Genomic DNA, 21,722 nt, shown 5'->3' with positions numbered 1-21,722 from the left:
GAAGGCCGAGACCTGCCCCGCCCCTCCTGACACCACGCTGCTCACTCGTCCTCCAGCGGACCTGCGGCCGGGTTGTTCAGCTCGCCGATCAGGGCCTCGAAGTCCTTGGCCTCGCGGAAATTCTTGTAAACCGAGGCAAAGCGCACATAGGCGACGCTGTCGATGTTCTTCAGCCCCTCCATGACATGGGTGCCGATGACCTCGCTGGTCACCTCGCCCTCGCCCGTGCTTTCCAGCTGGCGCACGATGCCGCTGACCATGCGCTCGATCCGCTCCGGATCGACGGGACGCTTGCGCACGGCCGTCTCGACGGAGCGCATCAGCTTCTCCCGGTCGAAGGGCACCCGGCGGCCGGAGCGTTTGACCACCATCAGCTCGCGCAGCTGCACCCGCTCGAAGGTGGTGAATCGGCCACCGCAGGTCGAACACACGCGTCGCCGGCGGATGGCGGTGTTGTCCTCGGTCGGACGCGAGTCCTTGACCTGTGTCTCGTCTCCGCCACAGAAGGGGCAGCGCATGGGGAAACTCCCGTTTGTCGTGTCCACGAAAGCCGAGGCCCGCCTCGGGGCTCGGCCCTTGATAGGACAGGTCAGCCGCGTTTCAAACGCAAAAAGCCCGCGCCCTGCGGCGCGGACCTTTGATGAGGCCGATAGGACCAGATTCGAAGCGGCGAGGCCAGAGCTGGCCTCGCGCGATCAGAACCCTCAGGCCGGGTAGATCGGGAAGCGTTCGGTCAGGGCGATGACCTTCTGCTTCACGGCAGCTTCCACGGCGGCGTTGCCCTCTTCGCTGTTGGCCGCCTTCAGGCCGTCGAGCACTTCGGTGATCAGGAGGCCGATCTCGCGGAACTCGGCCAGGCCGAAGCCGCGCGTCGTGCCGGCCGGGGTGCCGAGACGGATACCGGAGGTGACGAAGGGCTTCTCCGGGTCAAACGGAATGCCGTTCTTGTTGCAGGTGATGTTGGCCCGGCCAAGCGCGCCTTCGGCCTTCTTGCCGGTGGCGTTCTTCGGGCGCAGGTCAACCAGCATCAGGTGGTTGTCGGTGCCGCCGGAGACGATGTCGAGGCCCTGCTCCTGCAGGGTCTGGGCCAGCATCTTGGCGTTGGCAACCACGGCTGCGGCGTAGGACTTGAAGTCCGGATTGAGCGCTTCACCGAAGGCAACGGCCTTGGCAGCGATGACATGCATCAGCGGGCCGCCCTGCAGACCCGGGAACACGGCCGAGTTCACCTTCTTGGCGATGTCCTCGTCGTTGGTCAGGATCAGGCCGCCGCGCGGGCCACGCAGCGACTTGTGCGTGGTCGAGGTGCAGACATGGGCATGGGGCACCGGCGAGGGATGCACGCCACCGGCGACGAGACCGGCGATATGCGCCATGTCGACCATCAGGTAGGCGCCAACCGCATCAGCGATCTCGCGGAACTTCTTCCAGTCCCAGGTGCGCGAATAGGCGGTGCCACCGGCGACGATCAGTTTCGGCTTGTGTTCATGGGCGAGGCGCTCGACCTCGGCCATGTCCAGGAGGTGATCGTCCTTGCGCACGCCATAGGAGACGACGTTGAACCACTTGCCGGACATGTTGACCGGCGAGCCGTGGGTCAGGTGACCGCCCGAATTCAGGTCAAGACCCATGAAGGTGTCACCCGGCTGCAGCAGGGCCAGGAACACGGCCTGGTTCATCTGGCTGCCCGAGTTCGGCTGCACGTTGGCGAACTTGGCACCGAACAGCTGCTTGGCGCGCTCGATGGCCAGGTTCTCGACGATGTCGACATACTGGCAACCGCCATAGTAGCGCTTGCCCGGATAGCCTTCGGCATATTTGTTGGTCAGGACCGAGCCTTGGGCTTCCAGCACGGCCTTGGAGACGATGTTCTCCGAGGCGATCAGTTCGATCTCGTGCTGCTGACGACCGGCTTCCTTCTGGATCGCGGCGAACACATCTGCGTCCGCGTCAGCAAGGTTGCGGGTGAAGAACCCGGAATAGATCGGCTGGCTTGCCGAGGTATCCGTCATCGACATGGCGTGGTCCTTTTCAGCGAGCACAGGGCATCGGGATCCGGGGGCCGGCAGGCTTGACTGGCCTTGCATCTGCGCGGCGGCTCGCTCACCGGTCGCACAGCCCGTTTGGGAGCCAAGCAATTAGCATAGCCCTCCCCGTGAACCAAGTGGCCAACCGTCACAGCTCTGCCATGATCCGACATGGCCGGGAAAAGGCCGCACGCATGGCGGCATTTGCCGCGTTAGCGCTCAGCCCTCGCCGGCGAGATCCGCCATGCGCTTCTGCAGTTTGCGCAAGGCAACGCTTTCGAGGTCACGCTGCGTAGCCGCACTCGGACCGATGATGCTGACCTCAACCCCGGAGGCCGCGTCGATTGCCACCACCTTCACCTGCCGCCCGATGGGCACGAACTCGAAATAGACTTCCCCGTTTTGCCCTGGCATGGCGCCGCGCTCCTGATTCCGGACGTGCTCCATCCTAGCAAAGGGCAACTCCAGCCGCGAGGGGATGAACCGGTGACCAGACCCGGCAGCGGGGACCGGAAACTCACATTGACTGGCCTTCCCTTTCCGCAACGTAAGACCGTGCGCATGGGACAGCCACACTCACCTTCAGCCCCACCCCGCGCTGTCCCGGCCTTGAGCCGGGACCTGTGCCCCTGGCGCTCCGGCTGACCACTTGGCTGGGTGGATCGCCTTCCTTACAGGTCCCGGCTCAAGGCCGGGACAGCGCGGTTGGGACGGCTCTGAAAGCGGACAGGCCCCGGCTCGCGCTGCGCTTGGCCGGGGTGACATGGGAGCGGGCTCCCAAAAGCAAAGGGCCGGAAAACCCGGCCCTCTTTCGTTCATCCCGCTTACTGCAACCCGGCGACGTCGCCACCGTAGAGGCCGTCGCGGTTGTAGATGTCCTCGCGGAAGTGGACGATGCCGTCCTCGTTCGTCCAGGCCGTGATGTAGGTGAGATAAAGCGGCACCTGGGTCTTCAGCTTCACATCCTCACGCAGGCCGCTGCGGATGGTTTCGTCGACGCGGCCACGGCTCCAGTCCGGCGTGGTCGATTCCAGCATCCAGCTAACCAGATCGCGCACGTTCTGGACGCGCACGCAGCCGGAGGAATGGAAGCGGTTGTCTGTGCCGAACAGCGACTTGGACGGGGTGTCGTGCAGATAGACCTGATGCGTGTTGTGGAAGTTCAGCTTCATGGAGCCCATGGAGTTGATCTCGCCCGGTTCCTGACGGAACTGGTACCGGGTCGCCTCTTCGGTGTTCCAGTCGATCTGCTGCCATGCCAGCTCGTTGTTCTTCCAGTCGAAGATGCGGATCTTGTTCTTGGCCAGGTACTGGGGATCCTGCTTCATTTTCGGGATCAGGTCCTTGCGGATGATCGACACCGGCACGGTCCAGTACGGGTTGAAGTTGATCTCGTAGATCTTGGAATTGAGGATCGGCGTCTGCCGGTCGATCTTGCCGACCACTGCCGTATGGCGCGAGCGGACGCGGCCATTCTCGACCGCCTCGATCTCTGCGGCGGGGATGTTGACCATCACGTAGCGGTCGCCGAGGAAGCCGGACATGGAGCGCAGGCGCACCAGATTGGTCTCGAGCTGGCGCAGGCGCACTTCCGCCGGCACATTCAATGCAACGAGCGTCGTCTGACCAACGGACCCATCCGGGATCAGACCATGACGGACCTGGAACCGGCGCACAGCTGCATCGACATAGGAATCAAATGTGTCAGAGAGGCCTGCGGTCTGCTCAAGGTCGCCGGAGGCCATCAGGCGGCGGCGCAGGTCGGTCACGGCGCTATCCTGTGCCCCGATGCGCAGCGGGCGATTGCTCGACGGCACCTGCCCCCAGCCACCGCGCTGGACAATCATCGCGTACTGGTTGATGGCGCCGGTGATATATTCGGCGGTGCCGGCGGACAGGATCGGCGTCGACGTCTTGATCGCGTCGAGGCTTTCCAGCGTCGCGTCAAACTTGTCTTCCCATTCGGCGCGCTGGTTGTACTGCTGCAACGCTTCCAGCGGCGTCTGCGCCTGAACGGTGCTGATGCCGGCGCCGAGCCCGAGCCCTGCAAGGGCGGCAAACGCAATCGCCTTCACCGAACGACCCGACTGCTTCTTTTCCTGACGCAAAAACACCCGCACCGCTCCTTATGCCCCAAGCATCGCCCGCCGGGCGATCTCACCGCGTTCTGACGACAACACGCCCCGGTTCTGGTGGCAGACGGTGTCCCGCCGTGCTGCGCCCAACCGGCAATCAGGTCCTGCTTTCAGGCCCCGGCTTGTTGCCCGGATGTCCGACCCTACAACGCAAGTGCTGACGAGCCGCTTAACAACAGCAACATCAAAAGGCCGGAGTTGCGCTTGCAAGGTGACGGACACCCGCATGTCGTCAGCATCAGATAGTCAGGGTTTTGTGGCTGAAACATGTCATGCCGCAGCGCAAAGGCGAACGCCGCCCTTTGGAGGGCGGCGTTGCGGCAGACGCATGGCTCGCGGGGGGAACGGACGTCAGCCTTCGGCTCAGAGCCGATAGAGGATCTGGTCGGTCCAGAAGCGCTCCAGGCGACGCAGCGCCTTGTTGAGCATCGTGAAGTCGTCCGCGCCGATTTCGCCGACCTGCTCGACCGACAGGATGTGCCGCTCGTAGAGGTCATTGACGATCCGGGCCACTTCCGCGCCCTTCGGCGTCAGGCTAACGCGGACCGAACGGCGGTCCATGCGCGAGCGCTGATGATGGATGTAGCCGGTCTCGACCAGTTTCTTCAGATTGTAGGAAACGTTCGAACCGAGGTAGTAGCCACGGGTGCGGAGTTCGCCAGCCGTCAGTTCGCTGTCGCCGATGTTGAACAGCAGCAACGCCTGCACGCTGTTGACATCCGAACGGCCCATGCGGTCGAACTCATCCTTGATAACGTCAAGCAGACGCCGGTGAAGTCTTTCGACGAGTGTCAGTGCTTCGAGGTACAGCGGCTTGATGTCCGCGTCCTTTTCAGCCTGCACAGCGGCGTCCACAGCTCTGGTTGCTGAGATCATTTGTTTGCGCCTCTATTTCTACCTGTCTTCCGATGGATATTTTTCCCACCTTGAGGTCAACATACAGGCGCGCTTCTAAAATCCGCTTAAAAGACACACTGAATCGTCAGTTAAGAAGTTTCCGAGACTTTTAGCAGCGATTTCGCTGGGTTTTGCGATAAGCCGCAGGAATGCTTGCACTTTGCTGGCTGCCGCGCGAACCCGTCCACATCTCGCCCACAGCGCGGGTTTGGAGCGCTCGCATTTTTTCCGAAATGTTTCTGCAAAAGGGAGTTCACCGGTAAAGCTTCGCCGGACCCTGATCGCCCTCCCCTCTCCCTCCGTCGTCATGCCATGGCTCGACCATGGCATCCATGCCGTGACGTCTCGGCCAGCGCCGTGCGTCCACGACAATCCTCGTCGATAAGCCTCCCGCGCTGCGAGGGAACGGCGTGGATGCCATGGTCAAGCCATGGCATGACGAAAGTTGTTGGTCTGGACAAAGCAAAACGGGCCGTTTCGCAACAGCAGCGAAACGGCCCGTTCCAGAGATCAAAGCGCGTTGCAGAGCGTCAGGCGTCGCCGCGCAGGTACTTGACGATGCCGGAGAAGTCCACGTCGGCGTGGCCGGAGTTGCAGAACATGGCGTAGAGCGCGGCAGCCTGGGCGCCAAGCGGCGTGGCAGCGCCCGACGACTGCGCCGCTTCCTGGGCGAGCTTCAGATCCTTCAGCATCATCTGCGCGGCAAAGCCCGGCTGGTAGTCACGGTTGGCCGGCGAGGTCGCCACCGGCCCCGGCACCGGGCAATAGCTGGTCAGCGACCAGCACTGGCCGGACGACGTGGAGGAGATGTCAAACAGCTTCTGCGCATCGAGGCCGAGCCGCTCGGCGAGGACAAAGGCCTCGCTGACGGCGACCATCGAGATACCGAGGATCATGTTGTTGCAGATCTTGGCCGCCTGGCCCGTGCCCGCGCCACCGGCGTGGATGATGTTCTTGCCCATGGCGGATAGGATCGGCTTGGCCCGCTCGAACGCCTCGGCTTCACCGCCGACCATGAAGGTCAGGGTTCCGGCCGCCGCGCCACCAACGCCGCCGGACACCGGCGCATCGACCATCAGCATGCCGGCTGCCTTGGCAGCCTCTGCGACGGCACGGGCGCTGTCGACGTCAATGGTCGAGCTGTCGATCAGCAGCGCCCCCTTCGGCGCATTGGCGATGACACCGTCAGGGCCGGTGTAGACCGAGCGGACATGCTTGCCGGCGGGCAACATGGAGACGACAACATCGGCGCCCGTGACGGCTTCGGCGACCGTCGCCACGGCGTGGCCACCGGCGGCCACCAGACGCGCCTTGGCGTCTTCGCTGAGATCGAAGCCCGTGACCTGATGGCCTGCCTTGGCCAGGTTCGCGGCCATCGGTCCGCCCATGTTGCCAAGGCCGATGAATGCAATCGTCGTCATGTTCAGTCCCCCCGGAAGGTGTCGTGGATGGGCTGCCTATCGCTTCTTCTGTTCCTGCTCCATCAGGTAGAGCAGCAGCAGGTAAATCGCGATGGTCAGCATGTAGAAAGAGATTTCATACGGCCGACGGCCGAAGATGTCGGAGAAGGCCGTGTGCATGACGATCTGGCTGAGCGCCCGGAACAGCCACATCACCGTGCCCCAGGACACGGTCAGCCAAAGGCCGATGGCGGCGACGAGATCCAGGACGGCGAAGAACACCGTCGCCGTCTGCCATTCCACCGGCATGTCCCAGAACCACACGCCGCGCCAGGGGGTGAAGCCGATGATGCGGGCCCAATGGATGATGCCGCCAGCGATCAGCAGCAGCGCCATGGCCCTGAGGTACCACATCAGCACAATCGCCCAGGCCGGACGGTTCTTCATGAGATCCTGGAACGCGACGATCATGGCGGTGCCCCGGTTGGCCGGCCTTGCTCAGACCCTGGCGGTACTTCGGAAGGGGTTCAGGCCAGCGGCAGGTCACCGCCGGCCGGCTCCTCGAAATACGCGCCAAGCGCGGCACTGTCCACCAGCTCCAGCCGGTCCGGCGTCCAGCGCGGCGCGTTATCCTTGTCGATCAGCACCGCGCGGACGCCTTCATAGAAGTCATGGTGCTTCAGGATCTCGCTGACGATCCGGTACTCCATGCGCATGCAGGCATTGAACGCCAGGCTCGCCCCGCGCTTCAGCTGCTCGAAGGACAGGGCGACGCTGGTCGGTGACTTCGTCGCAATGGCCTTGCGCGCGCCTTCGGCAAAGTCTCCGGTCGCCGCCTCAAGCGCCGCCATCACTGCGGCGAGCGTCGGCTGCGTGAAGATGTGCTCGACCTCGCTCTTATGGGCGGCCAGCGGTGCCGGGCCGGGATCCACCGCATGGGCTGCCAGCACGGCCTCGACATCCTCCGCAGCCGCAAGCGCGTCGGTCAGGACTGCAATCGCCGCTGAGGGCACCGTGTGGGTCAGCACCCCGGCATAAAGCGCATCGGCCTGTTTCAGCCGTGCAGCCGACAACGCGCAGTAAAGCCCGATGCCGGACTTGAGGCGGGGCAGGAAATAGGAGCCGCCGACATCGGGGAAGAAGCCGATGCCGGTTTCCGGCATGGCGAACAGGGTCTTTTCCGTGCCCACCCGGTGACTGCCATGCACCGACAGGCCAACGCCACCGCCCATGACGATGCCGTCGATCAGCGAGATCCACGGCTTGGCGAAAGCATGGATGCGGGCGTTGAGGATGTACTCATCGCCAAAGAACCGGGTCTGCTCCGGGTTGCCGGTGCGGCCCAGCGCTTCGCCGCTCTCATAGACCTGGCGGATGTCGCCACCGGCGCAGAAGGCCTTCTCGCCCGCCCCGCGCAACAGGATGCGCTCAACAGAGGGATTGTGCTCCCAGTCGTCCAGCTGCACAGAGATCGCCCGCACCATCTCATGCGTCAGGGCGTTCAGTGCCTGCGGCCGGTTCAGCGTGATGATCCCGGCCTTGCCCCTTGTCTCGAACAGCACGTCATCGGTCATGGCCAGCGCTCCCTCAGCGACCCAGCAGGTCGCGGGCGATGATCACCCGCATGATTTCGTTGGTGCCTTCCAGGATCTGGTGCACCCGCACGTCGCGCAGGTAGCGCTCGATCGGATAGTCGCGCAAGTAGCCATAGCCGCCGTGCAGCTGCAGCGCCTCGTTGACGACGGCAAAGCCCGTGTCGGTGGCGAGCCGCTTGGCCATCGCCGCCAGCCGCGTCGCACCCGGTGCCTTGTCGTTGACCGCAATCGCCGCCTTGTGCAGCAAGAGCCGCGCGGCCTCCAGCTCCGTTGCCATGTCGGCCAGTCGGAACTGCAGGGCCTGGAACTCGGTCAGCGCCTTGCCGAACTGGCGGCGCTCCTTCATGTAGGCGATCGCCCGGTCGAGACAGGTCTGCGCCGCTCCCAGCGAACAGGCACCGATGTTGAGGCGGCCGCCGTCGAGGCCGGCCATGGCGAACTTGAAGCCCTCGCCCTCCTCGCCGATGCGATTGCCAGCCGGAATGCGGCAGTCGGAGAAGTTCACCTGCGCCGTCGGCTGGCTCTTCCAGCCAAGCTTGATCTCCTGCGCGCCGAAGCTGAGGCCGGGCGTGCCCTTCTCGACGACGAAGCAGGAGACGCCCACAGCCCCTTCGCCGCCCGTCCGCGCCATGACGATATAGACGTCCGCCGCGCCGCCCCCGGAGATGAAGGCCTTGGAGCCATTGAGGACATAGTGATCGCCCTCGCGCACCGCCCGCGTCCTGAGGCTGGCCGCATCCGACCCCGAGCCCGGCTCGGTGAGGCAGTAGCTGCCAAAGCGCGCCATGGTGCAAAGATCGGGCACATAGCGCTGGCGCAGCTCGTCCGAGCCGAAACGGTCGATCATCCAGCCGACCATGTTGTGGATCGAGATATAGGCCGCCGTCGAGGTGCAGCCCTTGGCCAGTTCCTCGAAGATCAGCGCCGCATCCAGCCGCGTCAGGCCGGAACCGCCGACCTCCTCGCGCACATAGATGCCGGCAAAGCCGAGCTCGGCCGCCTTGCGCAAGGTCTCGACCGGAAAGATGGACTTTTCATCCCACTCCCGGGCATGCGGCTCCATCTCGTCGCGGGCAAAGCCTGCGGCCAGATCCTGAAACGCCAGCTGGTCCTCAGTCAGGCTAAAATCCATGGCCACCTCCCAATGGTCCGCCCGTGGCTGTCTGCGAGCGCCGCCGCAGCGTCGGCCTTGGTTTTTCGTAGCTATTTTTGACGTTAACGTCAATTTGCGCGCCGATCGGCTATTCGGCTGAGTGTGTTGTGGACAGTCGCCCTCATCCGCCAAACCGCCGCAGGCCCCTCGCCCATGGATGACTGGCGAAGCACTCCCCCTGTTGCTAAAGTCCGGCCATCAAAAAGCTGGCCCTCAGGGCCAAGGTCAGGAAACGTCCATGTCTTCCCATTTGCCCCGCATCACGTCCGAGCATATCGACGACATTCTCGGCGGACGCCGCATGCGGCGCAATCGCCGCGCCGACTGGGCCCGGCGGCTGGTGCAGGAAACGACGCTTTCCATCAATGACCTGATCTGGCCGATCTTCCTGGTCGACGGCCACGGCGTGCGCCAGCCGATCGCCTCCATGCCCGGTGTCGAGCGCCTGTCGGTGGATGAGGCCGTGCGCGAGGCGGAATATGCTGCAAGCCTCGGCATCCCGGCGCTGGCGCTGTTCCCCTACACCGACCCGGCCCTGCGCGATGAGGCCGGCACGGAAGCGCTGAATTCGGAGAACCTCATCTGCCGCGCCTGCCGGGCCATCAAGCAGGCCGGGCTCGACATCGGCCTCATCACCGACGTTGCGCTCGATCCCTACACCAGCCACGGCCATGACGGCCTGCTGCTGGGCGAGCGCATTCTCAACGACGAGACCGTCGACCAGCTCTGCCGTCAGGCCCTCGTCCAGGTGGAAGCCGGCGCTGACGTCATTGCTCCGTCCGACATGATGGACGGCCGCATCGGCGCGATCCGCCGCGCGCTGGATGAAGCCGGTCACCGCGACACCCAGATCATGGCCTATTCGGCCAAATACGCCTCCGCCTTCTATGGCCCGTTCCGGGATGCAGTCGGCACCTCCAAGACGCTTGTCGGCGACAAGCGCACCTACCAGATGGATCCGGCCAACACCGACGAAGCCCTGCGCGAGGTCGAGATGGACCTGGCGGAAGGGGCGGACATGGTGATGGTCAAGCCGGGCATGCCCTATCTCGACATCATCCAGCGGGTGAAGGAGAGCTTCCGCGTGCCGACCTACGCCTATCAGGTGTCCGGCGAATACGCGATGATCGTCGCCGCCTCCCACAACGGCTGGATCGACGGCGAGCGCGCCATGATGGAAAGCCTGATGGCGTTCCGCCGCGCCGGTGCCGACGGCATCCTCACCTATTTCGCCCCGAAGGTCGCCGAGATCCTCAAGCGCGCCCGCTGAGCTGCGCCAACTGGCCAGGTCCGGCCAGATCCGTCCAGTCTGACCCCGAGGTCTTGATGCCCCTGCCGATCACGCTTGCCGATGTTCAGGATGCGGCCCGTCTCATTGACGGGTCGGTGCTGCGCACCCCCTTCCTGCCGGCGCCGAAACTGTCGGCGCTGACCGGCGCCATTGTCAGCATCAAGTATGACAACCTCCAGGTCACCGGCGCCTTCAAGGAGCGCGGCGCGCTGGTGAAGCTGCTGTCGCTGACGGCGGAGGAACGGGCCCGCGGCGTCATTGCCATGTCGGCCGGCAACCATGCCCAGGCCGTCGCCTATCATGCCGGGCGTCTCGGCATCCCGGCGACCATCGTCATGCCGGAGCCGACGCCTTTCGTGAAGATCACAGCGACGCGCGGCTATGGCGCCACCGTGGTCCTGTCCGGTGACACGCTGGTCGAGGCCAAGGCCGAGGCGCAACGCCTGTCGGAAGAGCATGGCTTCGTCTGGGTGCACCCGTTTGACGATCCGCATGTGATGCGCGGCCAGGGCACCATCGCGCTGGAAATGCTGGCCGAGGATCCGGATCTTGACTGCCTTGTCGTGCCGGTGGGCGGTGGCGGGCTGATCTCCGGCATGGCGGTGGCGGCCAAGGGGCTGAAGCCGTCAATCTCCGTCATCGGTGTCGAGACCCGGCTTTATCCGGCCATGTGGGGCGCGCTGAACAACGAGCCGGTCACCTGCGGCGGGCCGACCATCGCCGAAGGCATCGCCGTGCGCGATGTCGGTGATCTCACCCGGGCTGTCGTGGCCGAGCTTGTCGATGACATCATCCTTGCCGAGGAAAGCGCCATCGAGCGGGCGATCAACCTTTTCCTGACACAGCAAAAGACGCTGGCCGAAGGCGCCGGGGCCGCAGGCCTTGCCGCCCTTCTCACCGACCCCGCCCGTTTTGCTGGCCGGAAGGTCGGGCTTGTCCTGTGCGGCGGCAACATCGACCCGCGCCTCGTCTCCTCCATCGTGGTGCGCGAGCTCGCCCGCGACGGCAAGCTTCTCGCCATCCGCATCGACACGCCCGACCGGCCGGGGGTGCTTGGCGAAATCACCACCCTGATCGGCAAGATGCAGGGCAATGTGGTGGACGTGTCGCACCACCGGTTGTTCCTCAACGTGCCGGCCAAGGGCGCAACGCTGGACGTCACCTTCGAAACCTTCGATGCAGCCCATGGCCAGAAGATCATCTCGGCCCTGGAAGCGCGCGGTTTTCCGGTACGACCCATGAATGTGGCGGAAGTGATGGCGTGAGGTTTCGCCATTGCACAGTGCACGACCGGTTCCCACATCAGTCTCGCAAGGAGACGCCGATGACCTACGATGCCAGTTATGACCAGCCAAAGCGCGATCTGTTCGATCCGATGGCCAATCCCGCCCTGTTTGACGGCATTCGCAGCAAGCGGGTGTTTGCGTTTCTGATCGACGTGCTGCTGGTCGCGTTCTTCACGTTCGTGGCCGGGATTCTGGTGTTCTTTCTCGGCATCTTCACGTTGGGTCTGGCGTGGTTCTTCTACGCCTTCCTGTGGCAGGCGGTGGCGCTCATCTACACAGCCGTAACCCTTGGCGGTCCCAATGCGGCAACGCCCGGCATGCGCGCCATGGGGATCGAGATGCGGCTGTGGTACGGCGCCAAGCCCTATGCGCTGCTCGCAGCCATGCACGTTCTCCTGTTTTGGCTGTCCTTCACCCTGCTGACGCCCCTGGTGGTGCTGATCAGCCTGTTCAGTGACCGCAAGCGTCTGTTGCACGACATTGTTCTCGGCACGGTCGTCATGAACAGCTCGGCCCTCAACCGCGTGTGACGTGCACGCGCAGCCCGACACTTGACGACACCACCTCCGATCCTTGACCCGGCGCGCCGCGCCGGGCATCTGACGCCACTCGGTTACAATTGCTCCCCAGCTTTGCCAGCTTACTGGCATGGATGCCGCATTCTTTTGTTGACGTCCTAGCTGCGACGGCCTCGTATTAGAGAGACGAAAGGACGCAGCAGGAGCTGAATAGCGGTCGTGACCCGTCACCCGATTGACCATCCGCAGTTCTATCTGACCGCCCCCGCGCCTTGCCCATATCTGCCCGGGCGCCAGGAGAGGAAGGTATTCACCCACCTCGTCGGTCATCAGGCGTCCTCGCTCAACGATGTCCTTACCCAGGGCGGTTTCCGCCGCAGCCAGAACATCGCCTACCGGCCAGCCTGCGAAATGTGCCGCGCCTGCGTATCCGTTCGCGTGCGTGTTGCCGATTTTACCTGGACCCGCTCGTTCCGGCGCACCTGGAAGACCGGCAGCGACCTGATCGGCGCCGAGATGCCGCCCTCCCCGTCCTCCGAACAATACGATCTGTTCCGAACCTATCTTCAGGCCCGGCACGAGAATGGCGGCATGTCCGAGATGACCGTGCTCGACTATGCCATGATGATCGAGGACACCCACGTCGACACGATGGTGGTGGAATACCGCCGCCGGGGGCCGGACAGTTTCCTGACCCGCCGCGGCACGGGCCCGCTCGTCGCGGTCGCCCTCAGTGACCGCCTCGCTGACGGACTGTCGATGGTCTATTCGTTCTACGATCCGGACCGGCAGGACCTCAGCATCGGCACCTTCATGATCCTCGACCACATCGAACGCGCCCGCAAGCTGGGCTTGCCCTATGTCTATCTCGGTTACTGGGTCGATGGCTCCGACAAGATGGCCTACAAGGCCCGCTTCCAGCCGCAGGAGCATCTGGGCCCGGAAGGCTGGTCACTGGTGGAATCCGGCGCCACGCCTTGAACGTTCACGGTCTTCGTCATGCCATGACTTGATCATGGCATCCATGCCGTGACCTCAGCACCCGGCCAGCTTCACAGACACACGCCCTCGAAAGGCTATACCAACTCTGACAGGCAACGGCATGGATGCCATGGTCGAGCCATGGCATGACGACGATGGAAAGGGAAACGCGTGTGTTGGCTGCTGCTGATGGGACCGGCGAAGCCCAAAACGAAGCGCCGCGCCTCCCCTCTCCTTCGTCATGCCATGACTTGATCATGGCATCCTCGCCGTGACCTCACAGCCCGGCCAGCCTCACAGACACACGCCCTCGAAAGGCTGTACCCACTCTGACAGGCAACGGCATGGATGCCATGGTCGAGCCATGGCATGACGACGATGGAAAGGGGAACGCGTGTGTTGGTTGCAGACGCTATGCGACGAGGCCCAAAACGAAGCGCCGCGCCTCCCCTCTCCTTCGTCATGCCATGACTTGATCATGGCATCCATGCCGTGACCTCAGCACCCGGCCGGCCTCACAGACACACGCCCTCGACAGGGTGTACCGCGTGGACAGCCAACGGCATGGATGCCATGGTCGAGCCATGGCATGACGACGATGGAAAGGGAAACGCGTGTGTTGGCTGCTGCTGATGGGACCGGCGAGGCCCAAAACGAAGCGCCGCACCCTCCCCTCTCCTTCGTCATGCCATGACTTGATCATGGCATCCACGCCGTGACCTCAACACCCGGCCAGCCTCACAGACACACGCCCTCGAAAGGCTGTACCCACTCTGACAGGCAACGGCATGGATGCCATGCCATGACGACAAAGGGACGGACGGCCTGGCTGTCCCTTACCCCAGCGCGGCCTGAATGGAGGTGAAGACGTTGCGGAACATCTCGCGCGTCAGACGGCCAGTGTTGGTGTTGTAGCGGGAGCAGTGATAGCTGTCGAAGAGCATCAGGGACCGTCCCCGATAGCTCAGGTCATGCCTTGCACCATGCGCAAAGGCATTGCGGCTGCGCGGCAATCCCAGGGTCGTCAGAAACGTGTCATGGGCGATGCGGCCAAGGGCCAGCACCGCGCGGACACTCGTCGCGGCCTCAAGGGTGGCCACCAGATACGGGCGGCAGGCGTTGATTTCCGGTCCGGTCGGCTTGTTCTCCGGCGGCACGCAGCGCACCGCGTTGGTGATCATCGCACCGGTCAGCTGCAACCCGTCATCCGGCCGGGCCTGATAGGACCCTGTCGCGAAGCCAAAGTCGATCATGGTCTCGTAGAGAAGGTCACCCGCATAGTCGCCGGTAAAGGGCCGGCCTGTGCGGTTGGCCCCGCGCAACCCCGGCGCCAGTCCGACCACCATCAGGACGGGCCGATCCGAGGTGAAACTCGGCACCGGCGCATTGAACCAGTCGGGAAACCGCGCCCGATGCTCCAAGCGGAAGGCAACAAGGCGCGGGCAATCCGGACAGTCGCGGGACGGCTCCGTCGCGCTGGCTGCCTCAGGCATCAATAATCGTCATCCTCGTCGATGGCGCGCTCGCGCTCCCGGTCGCGATCCGGCATGCGCACGGGCCGCTCGACCGGCTCGCGGCCAACGCGCGAGGCGAGATGGGCGAGATCGATGAAGTGGTCGGCCTGGCGGCGCAGGTCGTCGGCAATCATCGGCGGCTGGGTCTGCAAGGTGGACACCACCGAGACCTTGCGGCCCTTGCGCTGCAGCGCCTCGACCAGCGAGCGGAAGTCGCCATCGCCGGAGAACAGCACGATGTGGTCGACATGGTCGACGAGCTGCATGGCGTCAATCGCAAGCTCGATGTCCATGTTGCCCTTCACCTTGCGGCGACCGGTGCTGTCGATGAATTCCTTCACAGGCTTCGTGACGACCTTGTAGCCGTTGTAGTCGAGCCAGTCGATCAGCGGGCGGATCGACGAATACTCCTGATCCTCGATGATCGCGGTGTAATAATAGGCGCGGAGGAGGTACCCCTTACCTTGAAATTCCTTCAGCAACATCTTGTAGTCAATATCAAAGCCGATGGCCTTGGCGGTTGAATACAAATTTGCACCATCAATAAACAAAGCAATTTTTTCACGAGAATCGAACATTGAGACCCTGCCCTTGCTTTCGGCGTTGTTATTTAGCAGTGGTGACCAAAACAAACTGGCCCGCTCGCGCGGCAATCCCGTTCACACCCCAAGCACACTACTATCGGTTGCCGAAATTTGAAACGCCTGTTTTGCGAATTTGGTCAGACCAGCCATGAAAATGCCCCAATTTCCACGACCACACTGCTTGAGGTACTACATCGAATGCAGGTGCCGCAATCGTAAAGATTGACGTGTGCCCCCAGTGAAATCGTGTTCTTCACGATATATTCGGGGCACGAAACCTGTTGCAGCGCGAAGGCTTGCACGACGTTACGGTTCGCCGTATACGCTGATGACTCAAATTCTGACAACATGGAGACATCCTATGGCGCGCGTTACCGTCGAGGATTGCATCGACAAGGTCGATAACCGGTTCGAGCTGGTTCTGATTGCAGCGCATCGCGCCCGGATGATTTCCAGCGGCGCACCGCTGACCATTGACCGCGACAACGACAAGAACCCGGTCGTCGCCCTGCGCGAAATCGCTGACGAGACAGTCAGCCCGGAAGACCTGAAGGAAGACCTGATCCACTCGCTGCAGAAGTATGTGGAAGTGGATGAGCCGGAGCCGGGCGCCGTGCCGATGGTTCCCTCCAGCCAGTCCGGCGGCACCCAGATCAACGCCGTTGACGATTCCAGCGTCGAATTCGACCGCATGTCGGAAGAAGATCTTCTGCGCGGCCTCGAAGGGCTTGTCCCGCCGGAGCGTTCGGACGACATTTAAGGTCGTTGGCAGCGCGTGTCGGGGAACCGGCGCGCCATGCCGTCCTGTGTTCAGTCGGCATGATGCGGCCCGGCCATGATGCGTCAATACGAGCTCGTTGAACGGGTTACCCGTTACAATCCCAGTGCGGACGAGGCCCTGCTCAACAAGGCCTATGTCTATGCCATGCGCAAGCACGGGTCGCAGACCCGTGCCTCGGGCGATCCCTATTTCTCCCATCCGCTCGAAGTCGCCGCCATCCTGACAGAGTTGCGGCTGGATGACGCGACCATCGCCGTCGCGCTCCTGCATGACACCATCGAGGACACCGATGCCACCCGGGCCGAGATCGACACGATCTTTGGCGAGGAGATCGGTAAGCTCGTCGAGGGCCTGACCAAGATCAAGCGCCTCGACCTGCAGACCCAGAAGGCCAAGCAGGCCGAGAATTTCCGCAAGCTGCTGCTCGCCATCGTCGACGACGTCCGCGTTTTGCTGGTCAAGCTCGCCGACCGCCTCCACAACATGCGCACCCTCGAGCACATGCCCGAGCACAAGCGGGCGCGCATTGCCGAAGAGACGATGGAGATCTATGCCCCGCTGGCCGGGCGCATGGGCATGCAGGACATGCGCGAGGAACTGGAAGACCTGTCCTTCCGCACCCTCAATCCGGACGCCTATGCCACCCTGGCCGAGCGGCTCGCCAGCCTGCGCGAGCGCAATGACGGGCTGATCACCGACATCGAGGAAACCCTCACCGCCCGCATCGCCGAACGCGGCATCGCGGCGCAGGTCAAGGGCCGCGAGAAGCGCCCCTACTCGATCTTCCGCAAGATGCAGCAGAAGTCGCTCGGCTTCGAGCAGCTCTCCGACATCTACGGTTTCCGCGTCATTGTCGGCACCACCGAGGCCTGCTACCGGGTGCTCGGCGTCATCCACACCACCTGGTCCACCGTGCCGGGCCGGTTCAAGGATTACATCTCGACGCCGAAGCAGAACGACTATCGCTCGATCCACACCACCATCGTCGGCCCGCGCCGCCAGCGCATCGAGTTGCAGATCCGGACCCAGATCATGGACCGCGTCGCCGAATACGGCATTGCCGCCCATGCGCTCTACAAGGACGGCGAGACCGGCGGGCGCAATATTGCCCGTCACACCGAGGAAAGCCGCGCCTATGACTGGCTGCGGCGCACCATCGACCTGCTGTCGCAAGGCGATACGCCGGAAGAGTTCCTGGAGAACACCAAGCTCGAGCTGTTCCACGACCAGGTGTTCTGCTTCACGCCGAAGGGCCGCCTGATCGCCCTGCCGCGCGGGGCAACGCCCATCGACTTTGCCTATGCCGTGCACACCAGCATCGGCAACACCTGTGTCGGCTGCAAGCTGAACGGCAAGATCATGCCGCTGGTCACCGAACTCAGGAACGGCGACGAGGTGGAGATCGTGCGCTCGCAGGCGCAGACGCCGCCACCGGCCTGGGAATCCATTGCCGTCACCGGCAAGGCCAAGGCCGCGATCCGCCGGGCGACGCGCGAGTCCGTGCGCAAGCAATACGGTGCCCTTGGCGAGCATATCCTGCAGCGCGCCTTTACCCGCGCCGACAAGCCCTATTCCGAAGGCCTGCTGGAGGGCGTCCTCGGCCTGCTCAGTCAGGACAGCATCGCTGATCTCCTGGCCGCCGTCGGCCGCGGCGAGATCAGCGCGCAGCAGGTGGTCAAGTCGGTCCATCCCGACTACCAGGACGAGCGCGCCGGCATCATCCGGCCCGAGCCGGGCGAAGGCTGGTTCGATCTGGAAAAGGGTCAGGGCCTCAAGTTCCGCATCCCGACGGTCACCGGCACCGACGGCGATGCCCTGCCGATCCGGGGCCTTGCCGGTGATATCCCGGTCAATTTCGCGCCCAATGGCGGAGCCGTACCCGGCGACCGAATCGTCGGCATCCTGACGCCGGCGGAGGGCCTGACGATCTACCCGATCCAGTCCCCTGCGCTGAAGGAATTCGATGACCAGAGCGACCTGTGGGTCGATGTGCGCTGGGACATCGACATCGACAATCCGGAACGCTTCCCGGCCCGGATCAGTGTTTCGGCGCTCAACGAACCCGGATCGCTGGCGGCCATCGCCCAGGTCATCGGCGAAAACGGCGGCAACATCGACAATCTCAAGATGGTCCGCAAAGTTGCCGATTTTCACCAGATGATTATCGATCTTGAGGTATGGGATCTTAAACATCTCAACCGCATCATCAACCAGCTCCGCACCAAGCCGAATGTGTCCAGCGTGACGCGCGTCAACGGCTGAGAGCGGGACCACAGACGGGATAAACGCATGACTCAGGACGACGTCCTGGCCCTGTTCCGCGAGGCAGGTGCCATTCTCGAAGGCCATTTCATTCTGTCATCCGGCCTGCGCAGCCCTGTGTTCCTGCAGAAGGCGCGCGTGTTCATGCACCCGGACAAGACCGAGAAACTGTGCAAGGCACTGGCTGACAAAATCCGGGCCGCCAATCTCGGTCCGATTGATTACATCGTCTCTCCCGCCCTCGGCGGCCTGATCCCGGGCTATGAGACCGCGCGCCATCTTGGCGTTCCTGCCATGTGGGTGGAGCGGGAGGGTGGACAGTTCCGCCTGCGCCGCTTTGACCTCGAGCCGGGCGCCCGCGTCATCATCGTCGAGGACATTGTCACCACCGGCCTGTCCAGCCGCGAGACCGTCGATGCCCTGAAGGCGATCGGCGCCGATGTGGTCGGTGTCGCCTGCCTGATCGACCGGTCGGCCGGCGAGGCGGATGTCAGCGTCCCGCTGGTCGCCCTGATCGACTACAAGGTGCCGTCCTATTCACCGGACAACCTGCCGCCAGAACTCGCAGCAATACCGCCGGTCAAACCCGGCAGCCGCAATCTGGCCTGAGGCTGGAAACGAACAAGGAGCCGCACGCGACCCATGCTGTTTCAACGCCGCACACCGCCAAGCCGATTCGAGAAACTGCGCGTTGCCGTCTGGCCGCGCGCCAGCTGGATGCGCTCGTTCCGCTACTACGGCAAGCGCGTGCTGCGTCTGACGGCCTCGCCACATGCGGTGGCGCTCGGCTTTTCCTGCGGCGCATTCGCCTCGTTCACCCCATTCATGGGCTTTCACTTCCTGCTGGCCGCAGCGGTGGCCATGATCGTCCGGGGCAACATGCTGGCCTCGGCCCTTGGCACCGTGGTTGGCAATCCGCTCACCTTTCCCTTCATCTGGGCGATTACATACAAGCTGGGTCATGTGATCCTTGGCACGGGCACACTGGACACCTCCGCTGACGCAACCGAAGGGCTGATGCACGCTGACCTCCTGACCCACTCGCTGGACGCGCTCTGGCCGCTGCTCAAGCCGATGATCATTGGCGGCCTGCCGCTCGGGCTGGCTTGTGGTCTTCTGTGCTACTTTCCGGTCTATTTCAGTGTGAAGGCCTATCAGGAACGCAAGCAGCGCCGACTCGCCGCGCGGCAGTCCGCCGAAATGGCCCGCTCGACACTGTCACGGCCTGCGGAGTGACGCTAAGGAAAGGTCAAACCGGATGATCCTCGGCATCGGCAGCGATCTTTGCGACATTCGCCGCATCGAGCAGACGCTGGAACGGTTCGGCGAGCGCTTTGCCGCGCGAGTCTTCACCGAGATCGAACGGTCAAAATCCGATCGCCGGGCCGAGCGCGCCGCCTCCTATGCCAAGCGCTTTGCTGCAAAGGAGGCCTGTTCCAAGGCGCTCGGCACCGGCATCCGCATGGGTGTTGCCTGGCGCGAAATGGGTGTCGTCAACCTGCCCTCCGGCCGCCCGACGCTGCAACTGACCGGCAGCGCCGCCGAGCGTCTCGCCGCCTTGACGCCCGAGGGCTTCCGGCCCCGCATCGATCTCACCATCACCGACGACTATCCGTTGGCCCAGGCCTTCGTCGTCATCTCCGCCTGGCCGACAGACTGGCCCGAGCCCCCCTCCCCGCCGCTCAAGGACGATCCCAGCGAGGCGTGAGGATCGGGGCAGCGCTTATTCAATAGATTGATACACAACCATCCTCCCCTCCGCGCCGTCCCGGCCCCGTGCCGGGACCTGTCATGATGGCAGAGACCTGAGTTGCCGGACCTCGCTGCCACCTCGGCGTCGGCATCACCCCAACGCAACGCGCCCCTTACAGGTCCCGGCACAAGGCCGGGACGGCGTGTGTGGAGATCGCGAGAGAAACGGTTGCGCCTCTTTTGCATCTAGCATCTTCAAGCGCCGAGCCCGCGCAGCAACTCTGCCTGCAGGGCTGATACCCACACCAACCTCCGCGCCGTCCCGGCCTCGTGCCGGGACCTGTCATGACGGCAGAGACCTGAGTCTCCGGACCTCGCCGCCACCTCGGCGTCGATATCACCCCAACGCAACGCGCCCCTTGCAGGTCCCGGCACAAGGCCGGGACGGCGTGTCGGGATTACGTGAGAAACAGTGACACGTTGCAACGATCCTGCAACTTCAAATTCGCGCTTATGTTGTATTCAAACCTAACACACCACACCCTCCGTGCCGTCCCGGCCTCGTGCCGGGACCTGTCATGACGGCAGAGACCTGAGTTACCGGACCTCGCCACCACCTCGGCGTCGACATCACCCCAACGCAACGCGCCCCTTACAGGTCCCGGCACAAGGCCGGAACAGCGTGGAGACAGGTATCCCGCCACAATCTCCCTCCATTGCCACCGTCATGCAGTGCCTCCCCCACCGACATTGCCAAGCTGTAATCCTCACGTCCGTTGCCAGTGCTGCCCCGAACCGGTACAAGTCGCGAGATTTCGCCTGCGGCGGCGGTGTGAAGAATGAAGGATCCGATGAGCGTGACCGACAACAAGAAGGCCAAGGACGGCGGTCTCGGTGAGACCGTCAAGGTTATCGTGCAGGCGCTGTTGCTGGCGCTGGTGGTGCGGACCCTCCTGTTCCAGCCGTTCAACATCCCGTCCGGGTCGATGATGAACACGCTGCTGATCGGCGATTACCTCTTTGTTTCCAAGTACAGCTACGGCTATTCGCGCTACTCGTTCCCGTTTGGCCTTGCCCCCTTCTCCGGCCGGATCTGGGGCGCTGAACCCGAGCGCGGCGATGTCGTCGTCTTCAAGCTGCCGAGCGACAACTCGACCGACTACATCAAGCGGGTGATTGGACTGCCTGGTGATGAGGTCCAGATGATCGACGGTGCCCTCCACATCAACGGCACGCCGGTCAAGCGCGAGCGGATTGCGGATTTCGTCGAGAGGGACGCATTCGGAGTGAGCCAGCCGATTGCCCGCTTCCGCGAGACCCTGCCGAATGGCGTCAGTTACGATACACTCGACCTCAATCCGCGCGGCTTCGGCGACAACACCAAGGTCTACAAAGTGCCCGCCGGCCATTTCTTCATGATGGGTGACAACCGCGACAACTCCTCCGACAGCCGCGTCGAGTCGAGTGTCGGCTATGTGCCCTATGAGAATCTCGTCGGCCGGGCCGAAGTGATCTTCTTCTCCGTCTCCGACGGTCAGCCGGCCTGGATGTTCTGGCAGTGGCCCTGGACCGTGCGCTGGGATCGCATGTTCAATTCGCTCTGACC

The 21,722-nt window shown here is 63.6% G+C and carries 21 protein-coding genes; 10 read left to right on the top strand and 11 right to left on the bottom strand.

Annotation, left to right across the window (positions count from 1 at the left end):
- Nucleotides 1-41 precede the first annotated feature (41 nt).
- From nrdR to C8348_RS05310, 9 genes are all read right to left on the bottom strand, one after another.
- Entirely contained in the window at nt 42-518 is a 477-nt protein-coding gene (gene nrdR, locus C8348_RS05350) for a transcriptional regulator NrdR (RefSeq protein WP_106752242.1), read from the bottom strand.
- A 186-nt stretch (nt 519-704) separates the two neighbouring features.
- Nucleotides 705-2,018 carry a serine hydroxymethyltransferase gene (glyA, locus tag C8348_RS05345; RefSeq protein ID WP_198646936.1) on the bottom strand — a complete coding sequence of 438 codons (1,314 nt, stop codon included), beginning with the start codon at nt 2,016-2,018 and terminating at the stop codon, nt 705-707.
- Between the two features lie 228 nt (nt 2,019-2,246).
- Nucleotides 2,247-2,441, bottom strand: a complete 195-nt coding sequence (locus C8348_RS05340; RefSeq protein WP_106752436.1) for a DUF6898 family protein — start codon at nt 2,439-2,441, stop codon at nt 2,247-2,249.
- 410 nt (nt 2,442-2,851) lie between these two features.
- Nucleotides 2,852-4,135: a L,D-transpeptidase family protein gene (locus C8348_RS05335; protein WP_106752435.1), complete on the bottom strand. Its 1,284-nt coding sequence runs from the start codon at nt 4,133-4,135 to the stop codon at nt 2,852-2,854.
- 390 nt (nt 4,136-4,525) lie between these two features.
- Nucleotides 4,526-5,038 (bottom strand): transcriptional regulator LdtR, encoded by a 513-nt coding sequence (gene ldtR / locus C8348_RS05330; protein ID WP_106752241.1) that lies wholly within the window; start codon nt 5,036-5,038, stop codon nt 4,526-4,528.
- Nucleotides 5,039-5,589: 551 nt separating this feature from the next.
- On the bottom strand, nt 5,590-6,480 hold the full coding sequence (gene mmsB, locus C8348_RS05325; protein WP_106752240.1) for a 3-hydroxyisobutyrate dehydrogenase: 891 nt from the start codon (nt 6,478-6,480) through the stop codon (nt 5,590-5,592).
- Between the two features lie 36 nt (nt 6,481-6,516).
- Nucleotides 6,517-6,930 (bottom strand): DUF6163 family protein, encoded by a 414-nt coding sequence (locus C8348_RS05320; RefSeq protein WP_106752239.1) that lies wholly within the window; start codon nt 6,928-6,930, stop codon nt 6,517-6,519.
- Between the two features lie 56 nt (nt 6,931-6,986).
- Nucleotides 6,987-8,033: an enoyl-CoA hydratase/isomerase family protein gene (locus tag C8348_RS05315; RefSeq protein ID WP_106752238.1), complete on the bottom strand. Its 1,047-nt coding sequence runs from the start codon at nt 8,031-8,033 to the stop codon at nt 6,987-6,989.
- Between the two features lie 13 nt (nt 8,034-8,046).
- The gene (locus C8348_RS05310; RefSeq protein ID WP_106752237.1) at nt 8,047-9,186 is read right to left on the bottom strand and encodes an isobutyryl-CoA dehydrogenase; all 1,140 of its coding nucleotides are present in this window, start codon (nt 9,184-9,186) and stop codon (nt 8,047-8,049) included.
- Between the two features lie 259 nt (nt 9,187-9,445).
- On the opposite strand from C8348_RS05310, the gene hemB reads away from it, so the two are divergent.
- From hemB to C8348_RS05290, 4 genes are all read left to right on the top strand, one after another.
- Nucleotides 9,446-10,477: a porphobilinogen synthase gene (gene hemB / locus C8348_RS05305; RefSeq protein WP_106752236.1), complete on the top strand. Its 1,032-nt coding sequence runs from the start codon at nt 9,446-9,448 to the stop codon at nt 10,475-10,477.
- Between the two features lie 56 nt (nt 10,478-10,533).
- Nucleotides 10,534-11,763, top strand: coding sequence for a threonine ammonia-lyase (locus C8348_RS05300; RefSeq protein ID WP_106752235.1), 1,230 nt, complete (start codon nt 10,534-10,536; stop codon nt 11,761-11,763).
- Nucleotides 11,764-11,822: 59 nt separating this feature from the next.
- The gene (locus tag C8348_RS05295; protein WP_106752234.1) at nt 11,823-12,314 is read left to right on the top strand and encodes an RDD family protein; all 492 of its coding nucleotides are present in this window, start codon (nt 11,823-11,825) and stop codon (nt 12,312-12,314) included.
- A 207-nt stretch (nt 12,315-12,521) separates the two neighbouring features.
- Entirely contained in the window at nt 12,522-13,283 is a 762-nt protein-coding gene (locus C8348_RS05290; protein WP_106752233.1) for an arginyltransferase, read from the top strand.
- 836 nt (nt 13,284-14,119) lie between these two features.
- On the opposite strand, the gene C8348_RS05285 is transcribed toward C8348_RS05290, so the two are convergent.
- Both C8348_RS05285 and C8348_RS05280 read right to left on the bottom strand, forming a co-directional pair.
- Complete coding sequence (locus C8348_RS05285; protein WP_106752232.1) at nt 14,120-14,776, bottom strand: uracil-DNA glycosylase; 657 nt, start codon at nt 14,774-14,776, stop codon at nt 14,120-14,122.
- Nucleotides 14,776-15,375, bottom strand: coding sequence for a LabA-like NYN domain-containing protein (locus tag C8348_RS05280; protein WP_106752231.1), 600 nt, complete (start codon nt 15,373-15,375; stop codon nt 14,776-14,778). Before C8348_RS05280 ends, C8348_RS05285 begins: the two co-directional genes overlap by 1 nt.
- A 367-nt stretch (nt 15,376-15,742) precedes the next feature.
- Between C8348_RS05280 and rpoZ the strand changes: the two genes are divergently transcribed.
- The 6 genes from rpoZ (at nt 15,743) to lepB (ending at nt 21,720) form a co-directional block, all read left to right on the top strand.
- Entirely contained in the window at nt 15,743-16,141 is a 399-nt protein-coding gene (gene rpoZ, locus C8348_RS05275) for a DNA-directed RNA polymerase subunit omega (RefSeq protein ID WP_106752230.1), read from the top strand.
- Between the two features lie 75 nt (nt 16,142-16,216).
- Nucleotides 16,217-18,424, top strand: a complete 2,208-nt coding sequence (locus C8348_RS05270) for a RelA/SpoT family protein (RefSeq protein ID WP_106752229.1) — start codon at nt 16,217-16,219, stop codon at nt 18,422-18,424.
- Between the two features lie 27 nt (nt 18,425-18,451).
- On the top strand, nt 18,452-19,033 hold the full coding sequence (pyrE, locus tag C8348_RS05265) for an orotate phosphoribosyltransferase (RefSeq protein ID WP_106752228.1): 582 nt from the start codon (nt 18,452-18,454) through the stop codon (nt 19,031-19,033).
- Nucleotides 19,034-19,066: 33 nt separating this feature from the next.
- Nucleotides 19,067-19,660, top strand: coding sequence for a DUF2062 domain-containing protein (locus C8348_RS05260; RefSeq protein ID WP_106752227.1), 594 nt, complete (start codon nt 19,067-19,069; stop codon nt 19,658-19,660).
- A gap of 22 nt (nt 19,661-19,682) precedes the next feature.
- Complete coding sequence (gene acpS / locus C8348_RS05255) at nt 19,683-20,132, top strand: holo-ACP synthase (RefSeq protein WP_106752226.1); 450 nt, start codon at nt 19,683-19,685, stop codon at nt 20,130-20,132.
- An 823-nt stretch (nt 20,133-20,955) separates the two neighbouring features.
- Nucleotides 20,956-21,720, top strand: a complete 765-nt coding sequence (lepB, locus tag C8348_RS05250) for a signal peptidase I (protein ID WP_425270807.1) — start codon at nt 20,956-20,958, stop codon at nt 21,718-21,720.
- Nucleotides 21,721-21,722: the final 2 nt, after the last annotated feature.

Origin of the sequence: Pannonibacter carbonis (assembly GCF_003012935.1) — a bacterium.
GTDB classification, from domain to species: Bacteria; Pseudomonadota; Alphaproteobacteria; order Rhizobiales; family Stappiaceae; genus Pannonibacter; species Pannonibacter carbonis.
This window is presented reverse-complemented; position numbering and strand designations above follow the sequence as displayed.

Coding starts and splice junctions, on each gene's coding strand:
- C8348_RS05280 (WP_106752231.1), bottom strand. CDS start 15,375: ATGTTCGATTCTCGTGAAAAAATTGCTTTGTTTATTGATGGTGCAAAT.
- hemB (WP_106752236.1), top strand. CDS start 9,446: ATGTCTTCCCATTTGCCCCGCATCACGTCCGAGCATATCGACGACATT.
- rpoZ (WP_106752230.1), top strand. CDS start 15,743: ATGGCGCGCGTTACCGTCGAGGATTGCATCGACAAGGTCGATAACCGG.
- pyrE (WP_106752228.1), top strand. CDS start 18,452: ATGACTCAGGACGACGTCCTGGCCCTGTTCCGCGAGGCAGGTGCCATT.
- C8348_RS05300 (WP_106752235.1), top strand. CDS start 10,534: ATGCCCCTGCCGATCACGCTTGCCGATGTTCAGGATGCGGCCCGTCTC.
- acpS (WP_106752226.1), top strand. CDS start 19,683: ATGATCCTCGGCATCGGCAGCGATCTTTGCGACATTCGCCGCATCGAG.
- C8348_RS05340 (WP_106752436.1), bottom strand. CDS start 2,441: ATGCCAGGGCAAAACGGGGAAGTCTATTTCGAGTTCGTGCCCATCGGG.
- C8348_RS05315 (WP_106752238.1), bottom strand. CDS start 8,033: ATGACCGATGACGTGCTGTTCGAGACAAGGGGCAAGGCCGGGATCATC.
- C8348_RS05285 (WP_106752232.1), bottom strand. CDS start 14,776: ATGCCTGAGGCAGCCAGCGCGACGGAGCCGTCCCGCGACTGTCCGGAT.
- lepB (WP_425270807.1), top strand. CDS start 20,956: ATGAAGGATCCGATGAGCGTGACCGACAACAAGAAGGCCAAGGACGGC.
- C8348_RS05260 (WP_106752227.1), top strand. CDS start 19,067: ATGCTGTTTCAACGCCGCACACCGCCAAGCCGATTCGAGAAACTGCGC.
- nrdR (WP_106752242.1), bottom strand. CDS start 518: ATGCGCTGCCCCTTCTGTGGCGGAGACGAGACACAGGTCAAGGACTCG.
- mmsB (WP_106752240.1), bottom strand. CDS start 6,480: ATGACGACGATTGCATTCATCGGCCTTGGCAACATGGGCGGACCGATG.
- C8348_RS05320 (WP_106752239.1), bottom strand. CDS start 6,930: ATGATCGTCGCGTTCCAGGATCTCATGAAGAACCGTCCGGCCTGGGCG.
- ldtR (WP_106752241.1), bottom strand. CDS start 5,038: ATGATCTCAGCAACCAGAGCTGTGGACGCCGCTGTGCAGGCTGAAAAG.
- glyA (WP_198646936.1), bottom strand. CDS start 2,018: ATGTCGATGACGGATACCTCGGCAAGCCAGCCGATCTATTCCGGGTTC.
- C8348_RS05270 (WP_106752229.1), top strand. CDS start 16,217: ATGATGCGTCAATACGAGCTCGTTGAACGGGTTACCCGTTACAATCCC.
- C8348_RS05295 (WP_106752234.1), top strand. CDS start 11,823: ATGACCTACGATGCCAGTTATGACCAGCCAAAGCGCGATCTGTTCGAT.
- C8348_RS05310 (WP_106752237.1), bottom strand. CDS start 9,186: ATGGATTTTAGCCTGACTGAGGACCAGCTGGCGTTTCAGGATCTGGCC.